Origin of the sequence: Bacillus cereus group sp. MYBKT14-1 (assembly GCF_051915185.1) — a bacterium.
Lineage (GTDB): Bacteria > Bacillota > Bacilli > Bacillales > Bacillaceae_G > Bacillus_A > Bacillus_A cereus.
Genome location: NZ_JBQAEF010000007.1, coordinates 113,105 through 138,001, shown reverse-complemented (window position 1 = coordinate 138,001; position 24,897 = coordinate 113,105). Strand labels below are relative to the sequence as shown.

Genomic DNA, 24,897 nt, shown 5'->3' with positions numbered 1-24,897 from the left:
TGAATCCTTCACAAAATAGGAAGTGAGTATATTTCTTTCTTTTTATACAAATTATTAAGTGTGAAATACTTATGAAATCAGTAGCTTTAATTAAGAGATTGTAAATTGTCGAGGTGATTCAATACATGCCAAAGTTAGAGGTAGAGGGATGTAGCCTTTACTATATAGTAAAAGGAGAAGGGACTCCTATCATTTTTATTCACCCTCCTACGCTTACCAGCGAAAATTTTGAGTATCAGATCGAAGAACTATCGAGAAATTTTAAAGTAATCGCTTTTGATGTTAGAGGACATGGCAACAGCCAGAGTTCGAGTCAGCCAATTACGTATTCACTAATTGCTAAAGATATGAAAAGTTTACTGGACCACTTGGAAATAAAAAAGTCTTTTGTATGCGGGTATTCAACAGGAAGTACAGTTGCCTTGGAATTTTTATTAACTTATCCCGAAAATAGTTTAGGAGGAATTCTAATAGGCGGAATGTCAGAAGTGCGTCAAGGTTATTTAAAAAATAAGATTTCTCTTGGTGTCCAATTGGCGAAAGCAAGAGCAATTTCATTTTTAGCATTTGCCATTTCGTGGGGGAATTCTAATACAAAAAAATTATTTAAAACAATGTTTCGAGAAGCTCGGAAAGGTAATGCCAAAAATATCGAACAATATTATCGCTATAGTTTGCACTATAATTGTACCAATCGCCTTAAAGACATTCATCTACCTATGTTATTGGTTTATGGACAAAATGACAAAACTTTTTATAGTCATGCAAATTTACTACATGAAGAATTGCCATGTAATGAATTAAGATTTATTACTGGTGCAAAACATCAAATACCAACAAAAGCGGCTACAGAGTTAAATCAAATGATTGAGCAGTTTGTTTGTACGCATTCTAAGGTGTCTAAAGAAGTTCTTAAATCATAAAGTATTATCTCAAATCTAAAAGGGAATTAAAATTAATATTTTCAAAAAGGATAACGGGATGAGTTTTGTTTCTAACTTGAAAAATTATGATTAACAGTAGATCAATTAGAAATGAAAACGTGGAAACAGAGGATTTTCGAAAATTGAAGATGAATAAAGCAATCCATGTACCTAAAGGCAATGAAGGTATGAGTTAAAGGAAGATAAATAAAAAATTAACAAGTGTAAATGTTAAAATGTTAATTCGGATCATCATATCCAAAAAAGAAAATTGTACGTATTAAACCAGATTAGCCGATTTCCTGTAAAACAAGGAACCGGCTATCTGCTTTTTTATGAAGTTGTTGTCTTTTATTAGTAACAGTTATTAGTTTGGATTATTTTGTTTCTTTTGTGTGTTAGGCGTAATTTCATCCGCAAACTCCATACTTGCCAAGTTTACTTTGGACGGAATAAATGTTCTTGTTTTCTTTTGAAAACCTTGAAACGTATGTTTTATAGGTCTTATCATACTTGAATTACGTGTTGCTAATACACCTAAAACTGTTCCTAGCCCTAATAAAGAAGCCCAAATCCATCCTTTATTGTTCTTCTTTTTATTTCCGAATAACTCAAACATTTGTTGAGTTATTTTATTTGAATTAAATAATGACATCAAAAAGTTAAGGATATTCATTTTTGTCCCCCCTGAAAAAATCGTAAAAAGAAACACGCGTTTCAATTTCACATAATTTATGATGCGATATTTTATAGAGATTTATGATGCCAACTTATACTAATAATTCTTGACTTTCAAACCGGAACTTTTTAAAATTACCCAAGTGTTTTTTCTGAAATACGAAAAATAGTTTTATAAAAAAATCAAAAAGGAACTGAAAAGTTATGTATTATTTAGATTAGAAATTTATCAATTCTTTTTCAATAGTCGGTTATGTAATGTCGACAGGGTGAGTAACGCAAGAATTGAGCCTACTAAGGCAAGTGACATATCCCATTGTGCATCCCATATATCGCCTTGCATACCTAAAAAATCTTTTGCTGCTTTTCCTCCCTTTGCTATTTTAAAAGCTAACCATTCGATGATTTCGTATAATGCAGCAATAGCAAGTGAAATACTTACACTAATTGTAACTAACCAAGGGCCTTGGGTAAGTTGGGTTTTCCGTAATAAGATTTCTCTTATCACAATGATAAACAAGCCTTTTATCAAATGTCCAAATCGATCGTAGTGATTTCGCTTTAACTCAAAAGAATCTTGTATCCAATTAAATAGAGGAACCTCTGAGTATGTGTAATGGCCTCCGACAAACATTATAATGGACAACGTTGTAATAATTATATATGAGAGAGTAGTGAGACGAAACTTATTGTACGTTGTAATTATAATGGATAGACCGAAAATAGCAGGAATAGCTTCTGCTGCCCATGTTGAGTATTTTGCAGGATTAATAACAGACCATATACAAACAGCCATAACAATCAATAATAAAAATAAGTGAATCACTGCAAGTTTGTTTCTTATCACTTTTTTCACTCCTATTGAAAGTTTTTTACTTAAAGTATTTGAAAAAACACAATTCATATACAGAGTACTTAGAATTGTTCACCTTAGTTTATACTTACGGACAGCTTTTTTAATGAGAAGAATAATAAGAAAGGATTTGCATACTACATATTTCTCTTTCGGGAGGGAATAATATGTATATAACATTTCAAAAATAAAGGAGAACATCTGCATGAATTACAAAATGTTTAGGGCTATCAATCGTCTAGCGGGTCGTAATTCAACTATGGATACGTTTATGATATTTATTTCACAAAAGGCTCGATTCTTGTACGTTTTTATATTAGCCTTAATGTGGTTTAGAGGAAATTCCTACAAAAAAATTATTTTATTTGCTGGGGTATCAGTTGGGTTCTCATTATGTATAAACCGTTTCATTCAGCTGATTTATTTTAAGCCTCGTCCGTTTGTTATACATCGTGTGCGTTTACTTATCCCATCAAAGAATAATTCTTCATTTCCTAGTAAACATACAGCCTTAGCATTTGCCTTATCGACCTCTGTCTTACTTCGCGAACGGTTATTTGGCTCAATTATGTGGTTTTTAGCAATTTTGACAGGTTTCTCACGTATTTGGCTAGGACATCATTATCCATTTGATATAATAGGAAGTGCTTTTATAGGAATCTTAACCAGTATGGCTATTAATAATACTACATATGTATTTAATTCTTTTGTTACCTGGATTATAAGTGTATATAGAAAAATAATTTTTGTGAACTAGAGACACTGCTTACAACACCTTTGATAAATCATAGTATATAATTTGCATATTTTTTATTAATGCTACTTTTCCTCGAGATATGTTTTGCGGTAAACTACAGGCATTTAGTTAATTACTTGAAGAAAAGAAAATATTTACTTGCTTTTATGTCTACTATTTTATCTGTAGGTTTTTTATGCGGTTGCAATTGCGTTGATGAAAATGAGCCATATCCAACGGAAGAAATTCGAGAAATAATTAATAATATAGGGGTTATCATTCACATACTGTTACCAAACAGTCTAATTGGAGTAGAGCGGTATATATATAGTGATTTAATGGAATAGAACAAGTAAAAAAACACCTCTTACTATCGTATTTATTAAAATACGATAGTAAGAGGTGTTTTTAGTTATAATAGTAGCATTCAAAGAATTACAGATAGAATAATCCATTTATAAGTATTGGATTATTTTTCTGTTGATGTTTACACAAGATATATGTATAATTTAAATCGTAATCATTACGATTTAAATTGGAGGTTTCATAATGAAAATTGCATTTACAAAGAAGGTAGGTATATTAACTATTAGTTCAATGTTGGTATTAGTAGGTTGTCAGACTTCAGGTTCATCTAAAAAGCAAGAGCAAACATCTGAAAGTCATACATATGAAAATGAGCACAATCACAGTCACAGTCATAGTCATAGTCATAGTCATGCTCATGATGAAGAAACAGAAAAAATTTATGAAGGGTATTTTGAAGACAACCAAGTGAAGGATCGATCACTCTCCGATTGGAAAGGAGAGTGGAAATCTGTATATCCATATTTGCAAGATGGAACGCTGTATGCGATGAAAGTCGTACGTACAGTGTTAAGCGGGGGAAGAGATGGAGATAACTTCAAATTCTTGCTTATCGCAACGAATGGAAGAAACCTTTTTGAAAAGGTAATTTTGTGAGGGTACGTCCTTTTCAAAAAGGCTAGAAACAAAAAGGCTAGTAACAAAGTTTACGTTGAGGCTACTTATTATAATACAAGATATTACTTATTGCTTCTATATGTTTAATGTTGAAAAATTTATGTTCTTAATAAAAAGTTCATTTTGTAATAGTTAAAACATAAAACACGAGCACTTCGGAAAGTGCTCGCCTGTAAAGACTATCCATTCTAAAAAGAAAGGATACAACATATCATATAAATTTTTTACTTAAGTGTGTATCTTTTGTGAAAAAACTACATTTTGCACAACAAAGCAGCTAGCTTAATTGGTTAACTGCCTGTTGTACAAAAGAAAATTAGGCCCTACAAGTAAATGATATGTAACTTTAAGTTACGATTATAGTATGAATCGAATTTAAAATGTTATTCGAGAACAACCTAATAAAATTTTTATTTTATAAAATATTCCCATGTAAAAAAGCACTTTCATTAGTGCACTTTGTAAAAAGGGTGTAAGTGGCCAACTCATGTTATAAAAAAAGGTGCAATTTTCAAAACCTGCTGAAATGGTGAAAACAAAAAGCAGCTAGCAAAAGCTAACTGCAATGAGAAAATTACATCCACGAATCTAAGGAGTATCAATATTTCGTGAGTTATGTATAGTATGTATGGAAATTTCAAGTTTATGTAATAACACACTATTTGATTAGGCGTAAAAGATTAACTCACAATTATTTAAGAGACATACAACATTAATTGTATGGTTATCAAATTTAGTGATTGCATCTTATTTCTTACTCATTATAGGAAATCGTTTTTTAAATTCGCATTTTGATGATACTATCCATTTGGTGAAATGTTAGTTACCAAGTATCTTGCTCAGTCCTTTACACTTCCATAATGATTGGAAGAATCATAGGACGACGTCCGATTTTTGAAAATAGAAATGGCTCTAACACATCTACAAGGGTCTGTTTTATTTGAGCCCAGCTCACAATTCCTTCATTTAATAAAGAAGTTATACACTCAAAAACAACATTTTCTATTTCTTTCATTAATACTTCTGATCCACGCATATATACAAAGCCTCTTGTAACAATTGCTGGCTGAGATATTAATCGCTTTTGTTTACAATCTAAATTCAGACTTATAATAATGATTCCTTCTTCAGATAGAATTCTACGGTCACGTAAAACAATGTTGCCAATATCACCTATACCACTCCCGTCAACATACACAGCCTGAGAAGGTATGGTTTTACTACTAATACTTGCTTCTCCTTTAGAGATTTCTAATATTTGACCATTATCCATAATAAAACAGTTTTCTATAGGAACACCACATTCTACAGCTAATTCTACATGCTTTTTTAACATACGATATTCTCCGTGAATAGGCATGAAATAGTTCGGTTTTAAAAGGGAGAGCATCAATTTTTGTTCTTCTTGTGCTCCATGGCCAGATGTATGAATATCACTTATTTTATGATGAATTACATTTGCACCTACTCGATATAGTTGATTAATCGTTCTGTTAACGCTTAACACATTCCCTGGAATCGGAGAGGAAGAAAGAACAGCTGTATCCCCAGGAATAATTTGAATTTGTCGGTGATTATTATACGCAATTCTTGATAAAGCTGCCATTGGTTCCCCTTGACTTCCCGTACATATAATAGTTACTTGATGACTTGGAATATGATTGATTTCATGCACGCCAACGAATATGTCCTCTGGAGCTTGGATGTATCCTAAGTCTCTTCCGATTTGAATTGTTTTTTCCATACTTCTTCCGACAACTACAACTTTACGATTATACAAAATAGAAGCCTCTACAACCTGTTGCAATCTGTGAACGTTAGATGCAAAAGTGGCAAATAAGATACGTCCTTGTGCCCCTGAAAAGATTTCCTTTACAGACTGCCCAACCTTTTTTTCTGACATTGAAAAGCCAGGAACTTCACTATTTGTACTGTCGGATAGTAAACACAATACACCTTCTTTTCCGATTTCAGCAATTTTGTGTAGGTTCGCCTCTGTGCCAACGGGTGTAAAATCGAATTTGAAATCACCAGTATGTACTACATTTCCATTTGGAGTAGTGACTACTATACCAAATGCGTCAGGAATACTATGTGTTGTTCGGTAAAATCGTACTTTCGTGTGTTGAAATTCAACTTCTGTTTCATCCAATATATTTATTATTTGAACATGGTGGATATTATGTTCTTTAAATTTACTTTTAATTAATGCTGCAGCTAGTTTCCCAGCATATATCGGTACTTGTATGCGTTTAAATAAAAAGGGAACCCCGCCGATATGATCTTCATGTCCGTGTGTAATGAATAATCCTTTTATTTTATCTTTATTTCTTTCTAGATACGTATAATCGGGGATAACATAATCGATACCTAATAGTTCAGATTCAGGAAATTTAAATCCAGCATCTACAATGATAATTTCATCCTCATACTCAATCACATACATGTTCTTTCCAATCTCTCCAAGGCCACCTAAAGCAAAAATCTTTGTTTTTCCACTTTGTAGTGTTTTCATGTGCCAACTCCTTACATATTAAAATATTTCAAGTTTCCTTTATGATAAAAATTCCTGATTTTGAATAAGAATTTTCAAAATCAGGAATCATACAAAAAATATATTATTTTACAATCAGTACAGGACATTGAACCCTTTTAGCTACTTTATGGCTCACACTTCCTAGTACCATTTCTTGCAACGCATTGAGTCCACGACTACCAAGTACCACTAATTCAAAATGACCCTTATTCGCATGCTCTACAATGGTTGGTCCTGGTTCACCATGTAATATTTTAACTTCATAAGAAATACGATTTGCTTTTAATTTTTCCTCAATAGGTAAAAGTCTCTTACGACGGGATAACTCTAATTCTTCTTTCCCTTGTGCATGAATAACTTCATTCTTTGCTTTTGCATAATCAACTACTAATACAATTTCAACTGTACATTCATTAGCTAAGGATGCAATTTTTATCGCTTCTTGTGTAGCACGTAAGGAATGTTCAGAACCATCTACAGCTAATAGGATTTTTTTATACATATTTTCCACTCCTAATCATGAATTAATGTGAAGAAGCTTTTCTATTTGGGTTATTATATACAGCTAATTTTTCTACGAGTTTCTTACTAGAAGAGTTTAAGTTTGTAATGGTAACAATATTTTGATTTTCTTGGTACTTAATAACAACTTTGTCGATAGCTCCAACTGCCGAATCATCCCAAACATGCGTGTTTGCGAAGTCAATGACAATGCTTCTATTTTTAACATTGAAATCAAATGATTCTACGAATCCTTCTACAGATGCAAAGAACAATTGACCATCCACATCAAATCTCATATTTGAACCATCTTGTTGTTTTGTAACTTTTATCTTTGAGATTTTAGCAACAAAGAATATAGCACTTAATAACACACCAGCAATTACACCTTTTGATAAATCATGTGTTGCAACGACGATGATAACTGTTACTAACATAACTGTTGCATCACTTCTTGGAGCTTTTACTAAATATGAGAATGAAGACCAATCAAATGTACCAATAGAAACCATAATCATAATACCTACTAGAACAGGCATTGGGATTTGTACAACTAAATCTCCTAATACGATGATGAGAAACATTAAAAATAATCCTGCAATTAGCGTAGACAATCTACCACGTCCACCCGATTTTACGTTGATTACAGATTGCCCAATCATTGCACAACCTGCCATACCACCAAAGAAACCATTGATAACATTGGCAATTCCTTGTCCTCTTGATTCTTGATTTTTATTGCTATCGGTTCCAGTCATATCATCTACGATAGATGCTGTTAGTAAAGATTCTAATAATCCTACAATTGCTAACGCAATTGAATGGGGGAAAATAATTTGTAGTGTTTCAAACGTAAATGGTACGTCTGGAATAAAGAACGATGGTAATGTTCTTGTAATTGCTCCCAAGTCACCGACAGTTCGTAAGTCTAAATGCATATAAATCGCAACAGCTGTTAATAATACAATCGCTATCAATGGAGCTGGAATGGATTTAATAAATCGCGGTACGATATAGACAATTGCTAATGTAATTGCCACAAATACATATGTCAGATTGGAAATGCCAATAAAATGTGGTACTTGAGCCATAAAAATTAAAATTGCTAAAGCATTAACAAAACCAATCATGACAGCACGTGGGATAAATTTCATTAATCGTGCTACTTTACATACACCAAAAATAATTTGTATAACACCAGTTAAAATTGTTGCTGCTAATAAATAATTTAGCCCGTGCTCTTTTACTAAAGGAACCATAAGTAATGCCATTGCACCGGTTGCTGCTGAAATCATTCCAGGACGACCACCTACAAAGGCAATAATAACTGCAATACAAAAGGATGCATATAATCCCACCATCGGATCTACACCTGCAATAATGGAAAATGCGATTGCCTCTGGAATTAATGCTAGTGCAACTACAATCCCCGCAAGGATATCAGCTCTAACATTTGAGAACCATTCTGCTTTTAATTTTTCTACCACTGTTTTATACACCTCATATCATTTATTTTGTGGCTTTTAAGTCTCATAAAAGCCGCGTTCACGATTTAATAAAAACAGTCTAACACTTATCGTCCCAAAAAGGAACCTTTTTGATACTAATATTACAACTCCAAGTTATGGTATGATAAAAGAAACATCTAAATTGTTAGGAGAGCATGTATGTTAATCGGATATATGAGACCATATCAAGATGACTTGAAATGTGAAGAACAACTTAAAAGCTTAGAGAAATATAATTGTACGATGATTATCTCAGAGGAACATTCATCGGCAAAAAAAAGAGTACAACTTAAAAATATGATAGATAACCTAAAACAAGATGATAAAATTGTTGTTACAAAACTTTTCACATTAGCTGATTCAACACGTCATCTTGTTGAGTTATTACAAGTCATTGATAATAAAGGTGCTTACATTTACTTTGTTCAAGAAGATATTGATACCAGTAATGCAAATGGGTATCATTTTGGAGATATTGTAAAACATCTTGTAGATTTTCAAAGTGATGTAATTAGTGAAAAAACGAAGAAAGGATTGTATGAAGCGAAACAAAAGGGAGTTACAACAGGGCGTCCTAGAAAGCCTGATGAAAATGTGAAACGTGCGATTGTTATGTATCAAAGTGGTAACTATAGTTTAGCTGAAATACGAGAAGAAACTGGAATCAGCAAATCAACTTTATATAGATATTTAGAAAATTGAATAAGAAATTTTAATCATGAAAAAGTCACTTTCCTGTACGCTGAGGAAAGTGACTTTTTGGTTATCTTTGAACGTATTACGGATGAATGTTCAAATAATACGGAATCATTACTTTGTAAAGGCTTTGTAAATTATTTTATAACCAATTGAAAAAGTTATATGCCAATGATAAATTAATAACGAAGTTCGATATTGCTTTACGATTTTGATGCTATAGGAGGGGGAAAACTTGGAGGATAAATTATTAAGAAAGTTATTTTTAGGGTTTATCCAAATCCACATTTTACATCATGCTAAGGAACATCCCATTTTTGGTGCATGGATATTAGAAGAACTGAGGGAACATGGCTATACTATAAGTCCTGGAACTTTATACCCTATTCTTCATGCGATGGAAAGTGATGGTCTTTTGAATAAAGAGGATCGTAATGTAGCCGGGAAAATCAGAAAGTATTATACAGCTACTGAAAAAGGGAGAGATATTCTAGTGGAAGCACGAAAGAAAGCATACGAACTTTTTAAAGAAATTAAAGACTAATAAGAAAGGACGTGTAGAATGAATCATACAACACAGCAAAGCAGATTTAAGATTTTATTAGAAGTACTGCTTGTTTCTACCCGACTTGGACTTACATCTTTCGGGGGGCCAATAGCACATCTCGGTTACTTTCACGAAGAGTATGTTCGCAAAAGAAAATGGATGGATGAAAAAAGTTATGCTGATTTAGTTGCGTTATGTCAGTTTTTACCTGGCCCTGCTAGTAGTCAAGTTGGTATTGGTATTGGTGTAATGCGTGCAGGTGTATTAGGAGGAATTCTTGCTTTTATAGGTTTCACCCTTCCTTCTGTTATTGCATTAATCATATTTGCATTAGTTTTACAAGGTTTAAACATTGGAGATGTTAGTTGGATTCATGGACTAAAAATCGTAGCGGTGGTAGTAGTAGCGCATGCGATTTTAGGAATGGCTCAAAAGTTGACACCGGATTTACAACGTAAATCAATTGCATTATTTGCTTTAGTTGGAACGTTATTATGGCAAACAGCTTTCACACAAGTTGGTGTAATTGTATTATCGGGGCTAGTGGGTTATCTTATCTATAAAAATCATGCGGATAACGATGAAGCGAAACTAAGTTTCCCAATCTCCAGAAAGTTAGGAGTAATTTGTTTATCGTTATTTTTTGGATTACTTATTTTCCTTCCAATTCTAAGAGAGGTTACATCGTTAAATTGGATTGCAATGTTTGATAGTTTTTATCGCGCAGGTTCTTTAGTTTTTGGTGGAGGTCATGTTGTGTTACCGTTACTGGAACGTGAATTTGTACCTACGGGCTGGATGGATGAAGCGTCATTTTTAGCTGGTTACGGTGCTACTCAAGCTGTACCTGGCCCATTGTTTACATTTGCAGCGTATATTGGTGCTGTTATTTGTGGATGGCAAGGTGGATTATTGGCAACTATAGCTATTTTCTTACCAGCATTTCTTCTTATTTTAGGTACATTACCGTTTTGGGATCAACTAAGACGAAATCCTAAGATCAAAGGTGCTTTAATGGGAGTAAATGCGGCAGTAGTCGGCATTTTAATCTCAGCTTTCTATCATCCAATTTGGACAAGTGCAATCTTACAACCTGTTGATTTCGCTTTTGCCGCCGTATTATTTAGTATGTTAGTGTATTGGAAGTTACCACCTTGGATTATTGTAGTGGTTGGTGCTGTTGGAGGCACACTAATATCACTGTTTTAAAATATATAATTGTATTTTAAACTACCACTTTATTTAGTGGTTTTTTGTTTTACATAAAAACGAAAGAAAATATGTTTTTTGTAACAAAAACGATAATTTTCGATAAAATTAAAATGTAAATTGAGGAATTATATAGGATTCGGCTCGACACGGTTAACTACAATTGACCAAAAAGTTTTTAATAGGACTTATTGTATATCTTCTGGGTGGAAAAAGTAGAATGCTTTATAAGAATTGGGTATTAAGGTACAGTGTAAAGATACTATAAATATAAATTGTTTTCAGTTGATTATATAAGCGGTTAATTATATACTTATTTCGAGAAGGGAAGAAAATTAAAAATGAATCCATTTAATGAATATTAAGTTTAATTTTCGCTCAATATATAAGTATATACTTATGTGATTATGAATAGGAGATGTGGATATGGAAAAAACGGTTATAGAATTAACAAGAGCGTCACAGTTATTAAAGCTACTAGGAGATAAAACAAGGCTAACAATTGTATCAATTCTCAAACAACGTGAATGCTGTGTTTGTGAACTTCTCGAAGTATTTGATATGAGCCAACCTTCTATCAGTCAGCATCTTCGAAAGTTAAAAGATTTAGGTTTAGTGCAGGAAGAGCGTAGAGGTCAGTGGATTTATTATTCTTTAAATCAAGCAAGTGATTTATACACGCTTTTAGAAGATATTTTAGCGCATGTACCAGACCAAACAGAGAAAATTAAACAAATTGTGAAGAGCAATCCTACACTCCGGTGTGGTTGTTAATAAATAGTTAGAAAGGGAAGTGAGAGGGATGAGCAACACGGGGAAAAAACGTCTGTCTTTCCTAGATCGATATCTAACCCTATGGATTTTTCTTGCGATGGCAGTAGGAATTGGAGTTGGATATCTATCGCCTGGATTCGTTGATGGAATGAATAGTTTACAGGTAGGAACAACGTCTATTCCACTTGCAATTGGCCTAATTTTAATGATGTACCCACCGCTTGCAAAAGTTCGTTACGAAGAGATGGGGCGCGTTTTTAAAGATGTAAAAGTATTAGTATTGTCACTGGTGCAAAACTGGATTATTGGTCCTGTTTTGATGTTTGCTTTGGCTGTTATATTCTTACCAGATAAGCCAGAATATATGGTGGGCTTAATCATGATAGGTTTAGCTCGTTGTATTGCGATGGTTATTGTATGGAATGACTTAGCAAAAGGTGATACAGAATATGCGGCAGGATTAGTAGCATTTAACTCTGTATTCCAAATGTTATTTTTCTCAGTATATGCTTATGTGTTTGTAACAGTTATTCCAGAATGGTTAGGAATTGAAGGTGCTGTTGTAGATATAACAATGGCAGAGGTTGCAAAATCAGTGTTTATATATTTAGGAATTCCATTCATCGCAGGAATGCTAACACGCTTAATCTTTGTAAAAACGAAAGGACGAGAATGGTATGAAAAAGTATTCATTCCAAAGATTAGTCCAATTACTTTAATCGCATTACTATTTACAATCATTGTGATGTTCTCTCTAAAAGGAGAAGTGATTGTTAGCGTACCATTTGATGTTGTACGCATTGCAATTCCATTACTCATTTACTTTGTAATCATGTTCTTTGTCTCTTTCTTTATGGGCAAAAAAATCGGTGCAAGTTACGGGGTATCAACAACATTAGCGTTTACAGCTGGAAGTAATAACTTTGAATTAGCGATTGCGGTAGCTGTAGGTGTATTTGGAATTCAGTCAGGTGCAGCCTTTGCAGCGGTTATCGGACCTTTAGTTGAGGTGCCAGTTATGATAGCACTTGTTAATGTAGCACTTTGGTTCCAACGTAAATACTTTCAAACACAATAAAAATAAACAATCATAATAAAGGTGGAATTATCATGGAAAACAAGAAAACAATTTACTTTTTATGCACAGGAAACTCATGTCGTAGCCAAATGGCAGAAGCTTGGGGTAAAAAATATTTAGGTGACAAATGGAATGTACTTTCTGCTGGTATTGAGGCACACGGAGTAAATCCGAATGCAATTAAAGCAATGAAAGAAGTAGACATTGATATTACGGACCAAACATCTGATATCATTGACCGTGACATTTTAGACAAAGCAGATTTAGTTGTAACACTTTGTGGTCACGCAAATGATGTATGTCCGACAACACCACCTCATGTAAAACGAGTTCACTGGGGATTTGATGATCCAGCGGGTCAAGAATGGTCTGTATTCCAAAGAGTTCGCGATGAAATTGGCGCACGCATTAAAAAGTATGCTGAAACAGGAGAATAATTGAAAACAAAATAGGCCGAGAATTCTTTCTCGGCTTTTTTATAAAGAAGGGGAGAAATCAGAGATGAAAAAGATTGAAATTTTTGATCCTGCAATGTGTTGTTCTACTGGAGTTTGCGGTCCAAGTGTTGATCCAGAGTTAATTCGTATTTCAGTTGCTGTTAACAACTTGAAGAATAAAGGAATTGATGTGACTCGTTATAATTTGGCAAGTGAACCAGATGCATTTGCCAATAATGTTGTTATTAGTCAACTATTAACAGATAAAGGACCAGACGTATTGCCTGTAACCTTGGTAGATGGAAAAGTAGTAAAAGAAAAAAGTCACCTGACAAATGAAGAACTTACACAATTAACAGATATAACAGTAGAAGAGTTGAGTCAAAAGCCAGTCGTACGTTTAAAGTTAAACGTGAAAAAATAAAGAAAGAAGTGAAAGGCAATGACAAACTTATATAATCCAAACACAATAGCATTCACACCATTTTTGTTCTTTACTGGTAAAGGTGGAGTAGGAAAAACATCTACTGCATGTGCAACAGCTATTACGTTAGCTGATATGGGGAAACAAGTTTTATTAATAAGTACTGACCCAGCTTCTAATTTACAAGATGTGTTTGAAATAGAACTTACGAATAAACCGAAAGAAATTCCAAGTGTTCCAAATCTACAAGTAGCAAACTTAGATCCTGAAACAGCAGCACTTGAATATAAAGAACGTGTTGTTGGTCCATACCGTGGAAAGCTCCCTGATGCTGTTATTGCAACGATGGAAGAGCAATTATCTGGTGCTTGCACAGTAGAAATGGCTGCATTTGATGAATTCTCTACGGTACTTACGAATAAAGAATTAACATCAAAATTTGATCACATTATATTTGATACAGCACCAACAGGTCATACGTTACGTCTTCTTCAACTTCCTGCGGCTTGGAGTGGTTTCCTGGAAGAAAGTACTCATGGGGCTTCTTGTTTAGGACCATTAGCAGGACTTGGGGATAAAAAAGAGTTATATAATCAAACGGTTCAGGCACTATCTAATCCAAACCAAACGATGTTAATGCTTGTTACACGACCGGATAGTTCTCCATTACAAGAAGCGGAACGAGCAGCTCATGAATTAAAAGAAATTGGTGTTTGTAATCAATTTCTACTTGTAAATGGAATCTTGAAAGACTATATGCAAAATGATGATGTCTCGAATGCATTGTTTAAGAGACAATCACATGCGTTAGAAACCATGGCAGGAGAATTAAAAAATCTTCCTACTTATGAAATTCCATTAGTACCGTTTAATGTTACTGGGATAGAAAATATGAGAAAACTGGTTCAACCAATGGGAAATCTCTCAATTTCGAATGAAGAAGCAAGTACCGTCTCTATTCCTTCACTTCAGACATTGATTACTAATCTTTCAGAATCAGGAAAACGAGTGATTTTTACAATGGGAAAAGGTGGTGTCGGAAAGACTACGGTAGCTTCAGCAATTGCAGTAGGTCTGGTGGAAAAAGGACACCATGTTCACCTAACTACAACTGATCCCGCAGCACATATTGATTATGTCATGCATGGAGAACAAGGGAATATTACGATAAGTCGAATTGATCCAAAAGTAGAAGTTGAAAACTATCGTAAGGAAATCATAGAGCAAGCAAAAGATACAGTTGATGAAGAAGGTTTAGCGTATCTTGAAGAAGACTTACGTTCTCCTTGTACGGAAGAGATTGCAGTCTTTCGTGCTTTGGCCGATATTGTTGAAAGAGCTAATGATGAAATTGTAGTAATTGATACAGCACCAACAGGTCATACCTTATTATTACTAGATGCAGCACAAACGTACCATAAGGAAATTGCACGTTCTACCGGTGAAGTACCACAGTCTGTGAAAAACTTATTACCACGTTTACGTAATCCAGAAGAAACAAGCGTTGTAATTGTAACACTTGCAGAAGCAACACCAGTTCATGAAGCAAGCCGTCTGCAAGAAGATTTAAAACGTGCGGATATTACTCCTAAATGGTGGGTTATCAATCAAAGTTTTTACGCAACACATACAAGTGACTTCGTGTTAAGAGGAAGAGCACAGTCTGAAATACAGTGGATTCAAGAAGTGCAAAAGGAATCACAAAATAACTGTGTTATCATCCCTTGGCAATCGGATGATATTGTAGGATATGAGAAGCTTAAAGCTTTAGTGAAATAAAACATTTTTAATTAGTTACTATGAAGGGGAGAAATGAAAATGAATATTACAGATAAAGCAAAAGAATTTATTGAAACTGCTATGAAAGAAAATGGTATTACAACATTACGGTTTACATTTGATGGTGCTGGCTGCTGTGGTCCTAGCTATGGTATTAATTTAGGCGAAGCACAAGAAAATGATGTCACAGAAATAGTAAACGGTATTCAAGTCGCAATAGATCCAAAGGTAGCTGAAATCGTTAATACTTTAACATTAGACTATGTAGAAGACCAACAGGGTGCAGGCCTTGTTATCAGTGGCGGATCGAATTGCTGCTAAATAATAATTGAAGGAGACTTACAAACATGACTAACTATCACGAACTCGTAAAAGGAAAAGTATATATTGGTGGAGTGGAAGCAATACAAGAGGCAGTAAAAAAGCATGGGATTACAGAAGTGTTTGATTTACGTGCTGGAGGAGAGGAACCAGAAGGGTTTCCGGCTGGAACAAAACGTCATGCTTATCCAATCGTAGAAGGTGTAGAAGGGCAAGATGAATCAGTAAGAAATGCAATTGCAGCGGTCAAGGAAGCTGTTGAACAAGATAAAAAAGTATTTTTCCATTGTTCTGGTGGACGCAATCGTACAGGTACAGTTGCTACGGGCTTATTGCTAGAATTAGGTCACGCTTCCAGTGTGGAAAATGCAGAACAACAAGTAAAGGCAGTTCGTTCTATCATTGCAATTAAACCAGAGTTAAAACAAGTATTACGAAACCTATATCAATAATAAATGTAAAACGGATATTTTTATAAAATATCCGTTTTTTTATGAACGAGGATATGTATTATACGCATAAAAATGTCCAATAATGGGAATGATAAAATTTTTTTTAGAGGGGATGAAAAAATGGCAAAGCGTAAAAATGATTGGACAGAAAAGAAAATAGAGAAATATATCAAAGAAGGAAGAGGACAAGGGGAATTAAATAACTATAAACCTTGGTTAACAATCCAAAATGTTTCTTCAATCGGGAATAGCTCTCGTCTGAAAGGATGGAAAACAAATAGAAGACATGAGTTATTGTCTGATTTAGAGCGAAATTATTTTTTTATAATGGAATGGAAAGAAGAAGTCATAGATATCCGCGAACAATTTCCATTAAACAGGGAATTGACATATAAAATCGCTGAAGAGAAAGGGATTCACCATCCCATTTGTACGAGAAAGGAATCGTTAATTGTATTAACAACAGATTTTTTTCTCACGGTTCGAAAAGGAAAAGAAATAAAATATATTGCTAGGACTATAAAACCGAGTAGTGAATTAGAAGATGAAAGAATAATCGAGAAATTTGAGATAGAAAGGGAGTATTGGGAAAGAAAAGGGAGTGATTGGGGAGTTGTAACGGAAAAGGATATCCCTTTAGAGATGGCTCACAATATTTCATGGATTCACAAACACTATTATCTAGAGGGAATTGAAGATAAAAATTTTGTGAAAGTTTTCTTTAGTTATTTAAAAAAGTTTCAAAATGTTGATCAGACCCTCATAGAATTCTGCAATAAATTTGAAGGCGAGTACAATTTAGAACAAGGTTCATCAATTAATTATTTTAAGCATTTATTAGCCCGGAAGTTAATTTATGTAGATATGAGTAAACAAAAATTAAATATGAGAAGTTTAAGTATGGGCGAGTTAACTTTTAGTGAGAGAGGAGATGAGAATTTTGATTACGCTATCAGTTAATGAAACGTTTAAATCGATTGATAATTCAAAGGTCTACAGGATACTGTGGATTGATGAAAGTAATGTTATTACATATTTAATTGATGTATGTGATGAAAAAGCTATGCCATTTGTAGATACTTTGAAAAGCCTTCATGAAGGTTTTAGAAATGGACAGTATGTAAAAGTAAGTACCCATGAATTATTTCCAATTGTTAATCATGAAGAATTAACAGAAAAAGATAAGTTAATTAGAGATAAGGCATGGAGTTTTATACAAAGTTTAGTATGTAAAGAACCTAGCATTTTTAAAAGAAATGAAAGGGGAAAACTCATTATGCAAACGACAGAAAAATTTGGTTGTACTAATAAAACTATTTATAAATATTTGAAAAGATATTGGCAAAGAGGGAAAGTCAAAGACAGTTTACTTCCTGATTATAGGAATTGCGGGAATAAGGGTGAGTTAAAGAATTGGGGGGCAAATAAAACTGGTAGACCTAGAATTACAAACAGTACGGGAATTAATATTACGTCAGAAATAAAAGAAATGTTTAAGAGGGCTGTACAAAGTTATTATTTTTCAAATCAGGAAAATACACTAGCATATACCTATAAAATGATGATTAGAGATAACTTTCAATCAAATACATATTATCAAGATAGTACCAAGTATATTAGGATTGCTGATAAAGATAGCATCCCTACTTTAGGACAATTCTATTATTGGTTTAGTAAAGAATATGGTGTAGAAGAAGCTACAACTGCTAAGTATGGAAGAAAGAAATTTGAAAGAGATCATAGGGCAGTTTTGGGCTCTTCTTCTTTTGAGGTTTTTGGGCCGGGATCTAGGTATCAAATTGATGCAACTATCGCTAATGTTTATATCGTTTCTCGTTATAATGCTGATTGGGTATTGAAGAGACCGACTATTTATTATGTAACAGATGTCTTTACCCATTTAATTACCGGTTTTTATGTTGGATTAGAAGGACCCTCGTGGGTTGGAATGATGATGGCACTTTTAAATTCTACTGTCAATAAGAAGGATTTCTGTGCAAAATATAGCATTAATATTACGGATGATTGTTGGCCAGCAGCACATTTACCAGAAATCATTTTAGGAGATCGTGGAGAGCTGGAAGGATATAATGTAAATCATTTGATAGAAGGGCTTAATATTACGGTGGAAAATAATCCATCTTTTCGTCCGGATTGGAAAGGTATTGTTGAAAAATTGTTCGATACATCTCAAGAAAAAATAAGACCATTTTTACCTGGATATGTTTCGAAAGATTGGGGGAAAAGAGGAGCAAAAGACCCACGTCTAGAGGCGAAACTAGATATAGAACAATATACAAAAATCATTATCAATTTTATTTTGCATTACAATAAAAATTTCTATATAAAGAATTATATACGTGACGAAGATATGATAGTTGATAGCGTAAAACCAACACCAGTTGAATTATGGAAATGGGGCGTAAAAAATCGTGCGGGGAAATTAAGAGTCATTCATCCCGATATCATGAAATTTTATTTAATGCCTAGGGGGATTGCTACGGTAACTGCAAAAGGAATCAGATTTGAAAAAATGTTGTATAGCTGTGACACGGCAATACAGAAATCATGGTTTGCTACAGCAAGAACTAAGAAAAGCTGGAAAGTAGATGTTTCCTATGACCCTCGAAATATGAATAATATTTATATTCATACAAAGGATGGAAAGATATTTGAAAAATGTTATTTGTTAAAGCATCAAGAGCGATATCAAAATAAAACCTTAGAGGAAGTTAGACAGTTAAATACTGTAGAAAGTAAAGGCTATAAAGAGGAAGAACATAGTTTACTTCAAAGTGAAATTAATTTTTTCGATAATATTCAATCGATTGTTAAAGCAGCTGTTAAAGAAAAAAATAAAAAACAAACAAAGAATGTAACAAAGGCAATGAAAATTAAAGGCATAAAGCATCATACTCAAGTGGAAAGAAAAATACAAAGAGCTGAAGAAGTATTTAAGTTAGATATCAATGAAGAGGATATTTTAACAGAGGTTGTTCATATTGATAAACAACAAGAAGGGGAATTTAAGCGTCGTTCAGTTAAGGAATTATTTAATAAAAGGAGGGAACAGAAGTATGAGTGATTCTATAAGAGAATTTCAGTTGAATAATGGGGTGTATGCATTACTAGCTCAATATCAACAACAGGAGTTAGTTGATTATCAAGGTAACCCTTTGATTGAATCTTTACCTAGTATATTGTCATATGAAGAAGCTTTTGATCAACTTAGCTTTTTACCTGATTATCATGAAAAAGAAAGAAATTTATCAGATCATTATCGATATCATGCTTTATTACGTTTGACCCGTTTTTTTCAACCGATTGCTCAAACGTTAGACTTAGAAAGACGTTTTTCAAGATTTTTACGCTATGGATATGTAAATCGTAACCCTCTTCAAAAGCAGCATGTACAAGTCCTAAATGAATTACATCATCAATTAGGAAAAAGAGATAGATTAGGCTTACCGGCAGACATACGAGCTACCGCATCTAGTTTTACATTAATGGGTTTCTCTGGAATCGGAAAATCAACAGCTATAGAGCGGATACTTTCACTATACCCTCAACTTATTATCCATCGATACCCCCTTAATACACTTCAAATTGTATGGCTAAAATTAAATTGTCCACATGATGGTTCTTTAAAATCATTATGTCAAAATTTCTTTGAGAAGATAGATTATTTAATTGGAACGAAATATCTTGAATCTTATGGTAAATCTTCTAATTCTATAAGTTCAATGGTAACTAGAATGGGACAAATTTCAAGATTACATTGTGTTGGTGCGTTAATTATAGATGAAATTCAGCATTTGTTAGCAACAAAAGGGGATGCCTCAGAAAAAATGATGAATTTCTTTGTTACTCTTATTAATGAAATTGGTATTCCAGTAATGTTAATTGGAACTATGAGAGCTAGGAGCCTTTTACAAAAAGATTTTAGACAAGCACGTCGTGGTAGTGGGCAAGGAGATATGGTCTGGCAACAAATGGGTAGTAATGAAGATTGGGAAGTTTTAATTACAAGTATGTGGGATTATCAGTGGACAAAACAACATGTAGAACTCAATCAGGAGTTATTAGAGGTTATATATGAAGAAAGTCAGGGAATTACTGATATAGCTATAAAGTTATTTTTACTAGCTCAGGGGAGAGCAATTGAGACGGGTGTAGAAAAAATTTCACCAGAACTATTAAAAAAAGTAAGTAAAGAAGATCTAAGGCTTGTTCAACCTATGCTTAAAGCCCTTAAATCTGGTTGTGAAACTGAAATAGCACAGTATGAAGATATTGTATCGTTAGACATTCAAGATTATATACTTAATAAACTTCCAATAATTGATATGAGAGCCAAACTTCAAGATAAAAAGGAAAAAGTTGCACAAGAGCGTCAGAAAAAAGAATCAACAATGGTAGAAAAACTGATTATTTCTCTCATTAATTTAGATATTAGCGAAAAGGATGCAGAAAAGGCAGCAAAATATGTATTGAGTAAATCACCTAACCTTGTAATGGGTGAGTTAATGAAAGAAGCCCTACAGTATATTGAGGAAAAAGGGAACGCAAAGAAAAAAGCTGTAGTAGTTGATGGGAATAAATTGCAATCTATCATTCATAGGGGGAAAAAAAACAGGGAATCTGCGTATGAAATACTAAATAGCGAAGGATATATTAAAAACTCTTTAGAAAAATTTTAATTATAAAGGAACAAGGTGATGTAGAATGCTTAATTATTTTCCTGTGCCGTATGAGGATGAATTATTTTATAGTATAGTGGCTAGATATCATATGTGGGGTCCAGATTCATCAAAAAATCCTACTATGGAGAAATTATTTAATAAAAGTAGATTTGACTTTGGTATTGAATCCATCGGGGCGTTAAAAGGTTTAGTTGATAACTTACAGGTGTTCTCAGAGATATTTACCATAAGTTATTTTATAGAAAGGCATTCACTGATTCCGCTTATTAGACCATTTAAAACAAAAGAATGGTACGAAGAATTAAGCAAAGGAAGCTCTTCAAAAATTTATCATAATTTATTTAGTTCGAAAAAAGGCAATATAAAATCGAAAGAGCATTTATATTATTGTTTAGCATGTGTAAAGGAACAATATCAAAATTATGGCGAAGGATATTGGAATAGGATACACCAAGTTCCAGGAGTTTTTGTATGCATTAAACATCAAGCACCTTTAATGAAACATCTGGTTAATATTAAGAATTTTAAGTCTCATAATTTTATTTATCCTAGCTTAAATGATAGAAATAGCGATGAAATATTCTTGGAAAGTGAAATTGTGGATGAATTAATAGGAATTGCAGAAGATGTAAAGTATTTATTGGATAAAAACTTTTCATCCTTTTCACAAGATTTTTATGTTGAAAAATATGAAACACTTTTGAAAGTTAACGGGATTGGATATCCCGTGCTAAAAAGACATCAGAGACTAAGTGAGTTGCTTCAAGACCATTATTCACAAAAACTATTAAGGATGTTAGAATCATCATTTCAAATAGATGAAAGATTATCATGGATAAATTATATTTTAAGTCACAGTAGTATCCAATTTTGTCATCCAATTAGACACATCTTAATAATGCGATGTTTGTGTGGTTCAGTAAAAAACTTTTTTGAAGATGAGTATATATATGAACCTTTTGGAAAGGGGCCATGGGTGTGCATGAACCCTCTAGCTAATCATTATTTAAAAAAATGTGTAGAGAAGGTAGAAATCGGTATTTTTGGAATGCACCCAGAAATTCAAGGAGATTTTGAGTGTACCTGCGGATATATATATAGACTCAAGGAATGGGAACAAAATCCTTTAGAAGTTGCTACATTTAGTAAAAGAATTGTCCAAAGGGGACATGTATGGGAAAAGGAATTAAGTAAGCTTGTATCTAATAAAGTAACACTGAAAGAAATTGCCATGAAAACAGGACATTCACCATCGACTATAAGGTATATATTGGATAAGAAAAACAACCTTGAAGTAGAAAAAAGAAAACACAGGAAGAAGGTGGAACGGGAAAAGAAGGCAGCCCAATACAAGCGTATATGGATAAAAGCACAAAAAAAACACCCAGATTATACTAGAGGGGGATTAAAGAATTTAAACAAAGCGGTATATGCATGGTTAAGTATTTACGAAAGAGCGTGGTTAAAAGAACATTTACCGCCTAAAGATCTGGGAAAAAATTCAAAGAAAAGGAGTATAGACAGTTACCATCATCAAGATTTGATGTTTACAGAAGAAGCAAAAAGAGTAGTTAATGATTGGGCTAAATATGAAAAAATTAGAGGGAAGTTAATAAGAAAAACGTATGCTTCTGTTACAAAAATATTAGGTATACATAAAAGATGCCTAATAAAAGAGCGCCATCCAGTATTGAAAGAATACATTACTACAATAGAAGAGTCTCTACAGGATTTTCAAAAGAGAAGGATTCGGTATGTATTAGATACTAAGTTCAAGGGGAAGGCTGTTTCTGTATCTACATTAATAACTGCAACTAGTATAAGTAAATATGTAAGAAATGAAGAAGGAGATATAAAAGAATATCTATATAAAATGATGGAAGCTCATAATCAAAAATACCTATAATTAGAATGAAACGTATTTATCAACGAGTAGTGAAAAAATCTAGATAGTTGTATTAATATTGTACAACTATCTTCAAAAAAGAAAACAGTATTTACTTTGTTAATAAAAATGTTGATGTACAACTTTGTTTTAATTGTTATTAATAAGGATATTAAATGATGGGGTTTAGGGAAATGTTTAGTGTACAACTTTGTTTTAACAACACAATAGTTAAAAGCATGACAGTATACTGTCATGCTTTTTTATTAGAACTTGGCTGCAATAAAAATAATACTAAACCAATAAAAATAACGGTAATTCCTAGTCCTTGTTGTAAAGAAATGGTCTCATGTAATATAAAGTACGCTAGTATACAAGTGCCAATTGTTTCACCTAAAATACTCATTGAAATTACAGTAGCACTTATCCATTTTAATAACCAATTAAAAATGGTTTGTCCTAAAATTGTAGCAATGAAAGCTAATCCAATAAAGCACAACCAAGTTTGTGTAGAGTAATGGATGAAAGATTCTTGTTGCGTGAAAGCAAATATGCCAAGAAAGCCAGCACTACTTCCATAACTAATTACTGAATAGGGTATAAGTGACAAATCTTTACGAACGTGTTGGCTAATGAAAAAATAAGCAGTAATGATACCGGCAGCAATAAATGCTAAAATATCTCCATATAAAGCTTCTCCACTAATTTGGAAATCTTGCCAGCCAATGATGATACTACCTGAAATAGCGATGAGGCAACCAATAACTGCTCCTTTCGTAAATCTCTCCTTAAATAAAAAATAACCACCAATCATTGAGAACAAAGGTTGTAACGTTACGATAACTGTAGAGCTTGCTACAGAAGTATATTGTAATGATTCAAACCATAGTACATAATGTGCAGCTAAAAATAGCCCAGATACGAATCCAAGTGCCCATTGTTTTTTCGTTAAAGTTTTTAGCTCATTTCGACTATTTTTATTAAATAGTAATAACGGTAACAGAATTAGTGTGGCAAAGAATAATCTGTAAAAAGCAATGATTGTCGCAGGAGCATCTGCCAATTTTACAAAAATAGCTGAAGTTGATAAGGCGAATACACCAAAAAATAAGATGCAATATGAAAGAATAGGTGATTTCAAAGTTTGTCCCTCCGATAGAATGTTTATTATAATGAACTTAATACGATATAATGTACAAAGGTAAGTATATAAGTCCCGGAGATAATAGGAAAGGATTATTTGCCTTTGTTTAGTATGTCAGCACAAAGACAATGAAATATGCATTATGATGGATGAAAGGAAGTTTTACTATGATACATGATAGGCTTGGACAAACAGTATTAAGTTATCGTAAGAAAAATAATATGACAATTCGTGAATTCGCTGATTATGCAGGAATTAGTACATCACTAATTAGCCAAATTGAAAGAGGACATGCTAATCCTTCTTTAAATGTTTTGGAGTTAATTGCAAAAGCATTAAATGTACCGCTGTTTACACTTTTTATTAACGATATCGATACAGATTCGCTCATTTCTAAGAAAAAAGATCGAAAAAAAGTATATCGGGAAAACAATGATCACATTGTATATGATGTATTAACACCTGATTTTATGAAAGCACGTATTGAAATGTTAATGATGGATTTAAATAAACAAGCAAACACAACAGAAAGCCATTATTCCCATGAAGATAAGGAAGAGATTGCTGTTATTATGAAAGGGGAAGTGTATGTGGAATTGGAGGGGAAAGAATATTTTTTAGAAGAAGGCGATGTTGTACGTATTCCACCAAATGTGAAGCATCGATTTTTGAATAAAAGTGATGAATCGAATCACATTTTATTTGTACTGACACCATCTTTAGGATGAA

At 33.2% G+C, this 24,897-nt stretch carries 23 protein-coding genes and 1 pseudogene; 18 read left to right on the top strand and 6 right to left on the bottom strand.

All coding sequences use genetic code 11. The features are described 5' to 3' along the window. The first annotated feature begins 125 nt into the window (after positions 1-125). Positions 126-923: an alpha/beta fold hydrolase gene (locus tag ACTFO4_RS18545; RefSeq protein ID WP_440014063.1), complete on the top strand. Its 798-nt coding sequence runs from the start codon at positions 126-128 to the stop codon at positions 921-923. Positions 924-1,290: 367 nt separating this feature from the next. Here the strand turns inward: ACTFO4_RS18545 and ACTFO4_RS18540 are convergent, their stop codons facing one another. Beyond that, entirely contained in the window at positions 1,291-1,599 is a 309-nt protein-coding gene (locus tag ACTFO4_RS18540) for a hypothetical protein (RefSeq protein WP_150158069.1), read from the bottom strand. A gap of 231 nt (positions 1,600-1,830) precedes the next feature. Next, positions 1,831-2,448, bottom strand: coding sequence for a DUF2238 domain-containing protein (locus ACTFO4_RS18535; protein WP_440014061.1), 618 nt, complete (start codon positions 2,446-2,448; stop codon positions 1,831-1,833). 211 nt (positions 2,449-2,659) lie between these two features. Between ACTFO4_RS18535 and ACTFO4_RS18530 the strand changes: the two genes are divergently transcribed. Both ACTFO4_RS18530 and ACTFO4_RS18525 read left to right on the top strand, forming a co-directional pair. Further along, entirely contained in the window at positions 2,660-3,211 is a 552-nt protein-coding gene (locus ACTFO4_RS18530) for an undecaprenyl-diphosphatase (RefSeq protein ID WP_150158067.1), read from the top strand. 528 nt (positions 3,212-3,739) lie between these two features. Beyond that, positions 3,740-4,099, top strand: a pseudogene (locus ACTFO4_RS18525) (ZinT/AdcA family metal-binding protein); the annotation flags it as partial. A 922-nt stretch (positions 4,100-5,021) separates the two neighbouring features. On the opposite strand, the gene rnjA reads toward ACTFO4_RS18525, so the two are convergent. The 3 genes from rnjA to ACTFO4_RS18510 form a co-directional block, all read right to left on the bottom strand. Then, positions 5,022-6,689 (bottom strand): ribonuclease J1, encoded by a 1,668-nt coding sequence (gene rnjA, locus ACTFO4_RS18520; protein WP_438876693.1) that lies wholly within the window; start codon positions 6,687-6,689, stop codon positions 5,022-5,024. A gap of 103 nt (positions 6,690-6,792) precedes the next feature. Continuing rightward, positions 6,793-7,212, bottom strand: a complete 420-nt coding sequence (locus tag ACTFO4_RS18515; RefSeq protein WP_000277010.1) for a universal stress protein — start codon at positions 7,210-7,212, stop codon at positions 6,793-6,795. A gap of 22 nt (positions 7,213-7,234) precedes the next feature. Beyond that, positions 7,235-8,698, bottom strand: a complete 1,464-nt coding sequence (locus tag ACTFO4_RS18510; RefSeq protein ID WP_440014058.1) for a SulP family inorganic anion transporter — start codon at positions 8,696-8,698, stop codon at positions 7,235-7,237. 180 nt (positions 8,699-8,878) lie between these two features. Between ACTFO4_RS18510 and ACTFO4_RS18505 the strand changes: the two genes are divergently transcribed. From ACTFO4_RS18505 to ACTFO4_RS18440, 14 genes are all read left to right on the top strand, one after another. After that, entirely contained in the window at positions 8,879-9,421 is a 543-nt protein-coding gene (locus ACTFO4_RS18505) for a recombinase family protein (protein ID WP_150158062.1), read from the top strand. A 229-nt stretch (positions 9,422-9,650) separates the two neighbouring features. Further along, the gene (locus ACTFO4_RS18500; protein ID WP_150158061.1) at positions 9,651-9,959 is read left to right on the top strand and encodes a PadR family transcriptional regulator; all 309 of its coding nucleotides are present in this window, start codon (positions 9,651-9,653) and stop codon (positions 9,957-9,959) included. An 18-nt stretch (positions 9,960-9,977) separates the two neighbouring features. After that, complete coding sequence (locus ACTFO4_RS18495) at positions 9,978-11,171, top strand: chromate transporter (protein WP_438876694.1); 1,194 nt, start codon at positions 9,978-9,980, stop codon at positions 11,169-11,171. Positions 11,172-11,597: 426 nt separating this feature from the next. Then, entirely contained in the window at positions 11,598-11,945 is a 348-nt protein-coding gene (locus ACTFO4_RS18490) for an ArsR/SmtB family transcription factor (protein WP_044822174.1), read from the top strand. A 28-nt stretch (positions 11,946-11,973) separates the two neighbouring features. Then, a complete protein-coding gene (gene arsB / locus ACTFO4_RS18485) occupies positions 11,974-13,023 on the top strand; it encodes an ACR3 family arsenite efflux transporter (RefSeq protein ID WP_000072357.1) in 1,050 nt (349 codons plus the stop codon). Positions 13,024-13,055: 32 nt separating this feature from the next. After that, entirely contained in the window at positions 13,056-13,460 is a 405-nt protein-coding gene (gene arsC, locus ACTFO4_RS18480; protein WP_000428327.1) for an arsenate reductase (thioredoxin), read from the top strand. A 64-nt stretch (positions 13,461-13,524) separates the two neighbouring features. Next, positions 13,525-13,884 (top strand): arsenite efflux transporter metallochaperone ArsD, encoded by a 360-nt coding sequence (gene arsD / locus ACTFO4_RS18475; RefSeq protein WP_000717836.1) that lies wholly within the window; start codon positions 13,525-13,527, stop codon positions 13,882-13,884. An 18-nt stretch (positions 13,885-13,902) separates the two neighbouring features. Then, positions 13,903-15,663, top strand: coding sequence for an arsenical pump-driving ATPase (arsA, locus tag ACTFO4_RS18470; protein WP_440014054.1), 1,761 nt, complete (start codon positions 13,903-13,905; stop codon positions 15,661-15,663). A 39-nt stretch (positions 15,664-15,702) separates the two neighbouring features. Then, complete coding sequence (locus tag ACTFO4_RS18465; protein ID WP_440014052.1) at positions 15,703-15,984, top strand: HesB/IscA family protein; 282 nt, start codon at positions 15,703-15,705, stop codon at positions 15,982-15,984. 26 nt (positions 15,985-16,010) lie between these two features. Continuing rightward, positions 16,011-16,436, top strand: coding sequence for a protein-tyrosine phosphatase family protein (locus ACTFO4_RS18460; RefSeq protein ID WP_150158057.1), 426 nt, complete (start codon positions 16,011-16,013; stop codon positions 16,434-16,436). A 120-nt stretch (positions 16,437-16,556) separates the two neighbouring features. Continuing rightward, on the top strand, positions 16,557-17,396 hold the full coding sequence (locus ACTFO4_RS18455; protein ID WP_150158056.1) for a TnsA endonuclease N-terminal domain-containing protein: 840 nt from the start codon (positions 16,557-16,559) through the stop codon (positions 17,394-17,396). Continuing rightward, positions 17,368-19,521 (top strand): Mu transposase C-terminal domain-containing protein, encoded by a 2,154-nt coding sequence (locus ACTFO4_RS18450; RefSeq protein ID WP_223840579.1) that lies wholly within the window; start codon positions 17,368-17,370, stop codon positions 19,519-19,521. Before ACTFO4_RS18455 ends, ACTFO4_RS18450 begins: the two co-directional genes overlap by 29 nt. Next, positions 19,514-21,136, top strand: a complete 1,623-nt coding sequence (locus ACTFO4_RS18445) for an ATP-binding protein (RefSeq protein WP_151617184.1) — start codon at positions 19,514-19,516, stop codon at positions 21,134-21,136. Before ACTFO4_RS18450 ends, ACTFO4_RS18445 begins: the two co-directional genes overlap by 8 nt. Before the next feature lie 25 nt (positions 21,137-21,161). Further along, a complete protein-coding gene (locus ACTFO4_RS18440; protein WP_438876697.1) occupies positions 21,162-23,045 on the top strand; it encodes a TnsD family Tn7-like transposition protein in 1,884 nt (627 codons plus the stop codon). Positions 23,046-23,277: 232 nt separating this feature from the next. Here ACTFO4_RS18440 and ACTFO4_RS18435 read toward each other — a convergent pair whose 3' ends face one another. Further along, on the bottom strand, positions 23,278-24,165 hold the full coding sequence (locus ACTFO4_RS18435; protein WP_440014048.1) for a DMT family transporter: 888 nt from the start codon (positions 24,163-24,165) through the stop codon (positions 23,278-23,280). 170 nt (positions 24,166-24,335) lie between these two features. Between ACTFO4_RS18435 and ACTFO4_RS18430 the strand changes: the two genes are divergently transcribed. Beyond that, positions 24,336-24,896, top strand: a complete 561-nt coding sequence (locus tag ACTFO4_RS18430) for a helix-turn-helix domain-containing protein (protein ID WP_000581029.1) — start codon at positions 24,336-24,338, stop codon at positions 24,894-24,896. Position 24,897 lies beyond the last annotated feature (1 nt).

Bases quoted from the DNA above. Each gene is read 5' to 3' on its own strand.
- ACTFO4_RS18545 (WP_440014063.1), top strand. From the start codon at position 126: ATGCCAAAGTTAGAGGTAGAGGGATGTAGCCTTTACTATATAGTAAAA.
- ACTFO4_RS18455 (WP_150158056.1), top strand. From the start codon at position 16,557: ATGGCAAAGCGTAAAAATGATTGGACAGAAAAGAAAATAGAGAAATAT.
- ACTFO4_RS18495 (WP_438876694.1), top strand. From the start codon at position 9,978: ATGAATCATACAACACAGCAAAGCAGATTTAAGATTTTATTAGAAGTA.
- ACTFO4_RS18530 (WP_150158067.1), top strand. From the start codon at position 2,660: ATGAATTACAAAATGTTTAGGGCTATCAATCGTCTAGCGGGTCGTAAT.
- ACTFO4_RS18460 (WP_150158057.1), top strand. From the start codon at position 16,011: ATGACTAACTATCACGAACTCGTAAAAGGAAAAGTATATATTGGTGGA.
- ACTFO4_RS18540 (WP_150158069.1), bottom strand. From the start codon at position 1,599: ATGAATATCCTTAACTTTTTGATGTCATTATTTAATTCAAATAAAATA.
- ACTFO4_RS18465 (WP_440014052.1), top strand. From the start codon at position 15,703: ATGAATATTACAGATAAAGCAAAAGAATTTATTGAAACTGCTATGAAA.
- rnjA (WP_438876693.1), bottom strand. From the start codon at position 6,689: ATGAAAACACTACAAAGTGGAAAAACAAAGATTTTTGCTTTAGGTGGC.
- ACTFO4_RS18490 (WP_044822174.1), top strand. From the start codon at position 11,598: ATGGAAAAAACGGTTATAGAATTAACAAGAGCGTCACAGTTATTAAAG.
- ACTFO4_RS18450 (WP_223840579.1), top strand. From the start codon at position 17,368: ATGAGAATTTTGATTACGCTATCAGTTAATGAAACGTTTAAATCGATT.
- ACTFO4_RS18505 (WP_150158062.1), top strand. From the start codon at position 8,879: ATGTTAATCGGATATATGAGACCATATCAAGATGACTTGAAATGTGAA.
- arsB (WP_000072357.1), top strand. From the start codon at position 11,974: ATGAGCAACACGGGGAAAAAACGTCTGTCTTTCCTAGATCGATATCTA.
- ACTFO4_RS18445 (WP_151617184.1), top strand. From the start codon at position 19,514: ATGAGTGATTCTATAAGAGAATTTCAGTTGAATAATGGGGTGTATGCA.
- arsC (WP_000428327.1), top strand. From the start codon at position 13,056: ATGGAAAACAAGAAAACAATTTACTTTTTATGCACAGGAAACTCATGT.
- arsA (WP_440014054.1), top strand. From the start codon at position 13,903: ATGACAAACTTATATAATCCAAACACAATAGCATTCACACCATTTTTG.
- arsD (WP_000717836.1), top strand. From the start codon at position 13,525: ATGAAAAAGATTGAAATTTTTGATCCTGCAATGTGTTGTTCTACTGGA.
- ACTFO4_RS18515 (WP_000277010.1), bottom strand. From the start codon at position 7,212: ATGTATAAAAAAATCCTATTAGCTGTAGATGGTTCTGAACATTCCTTA.
- ACTFO4_RS18440 (WP_438876697.1), top strand. From the start codon at position 21,162: ATGCTTAATTATTTTCCTGTGCCGTATGAGGATGAATTATTTTATAGT.
- ACTFO4_RS18430 (WP_000581029.1), top strand. From the start codon at position 24,336: ATGATACATGATAGGCTTGGACAAACAGTATTAAGTTATCGTAAGAAA.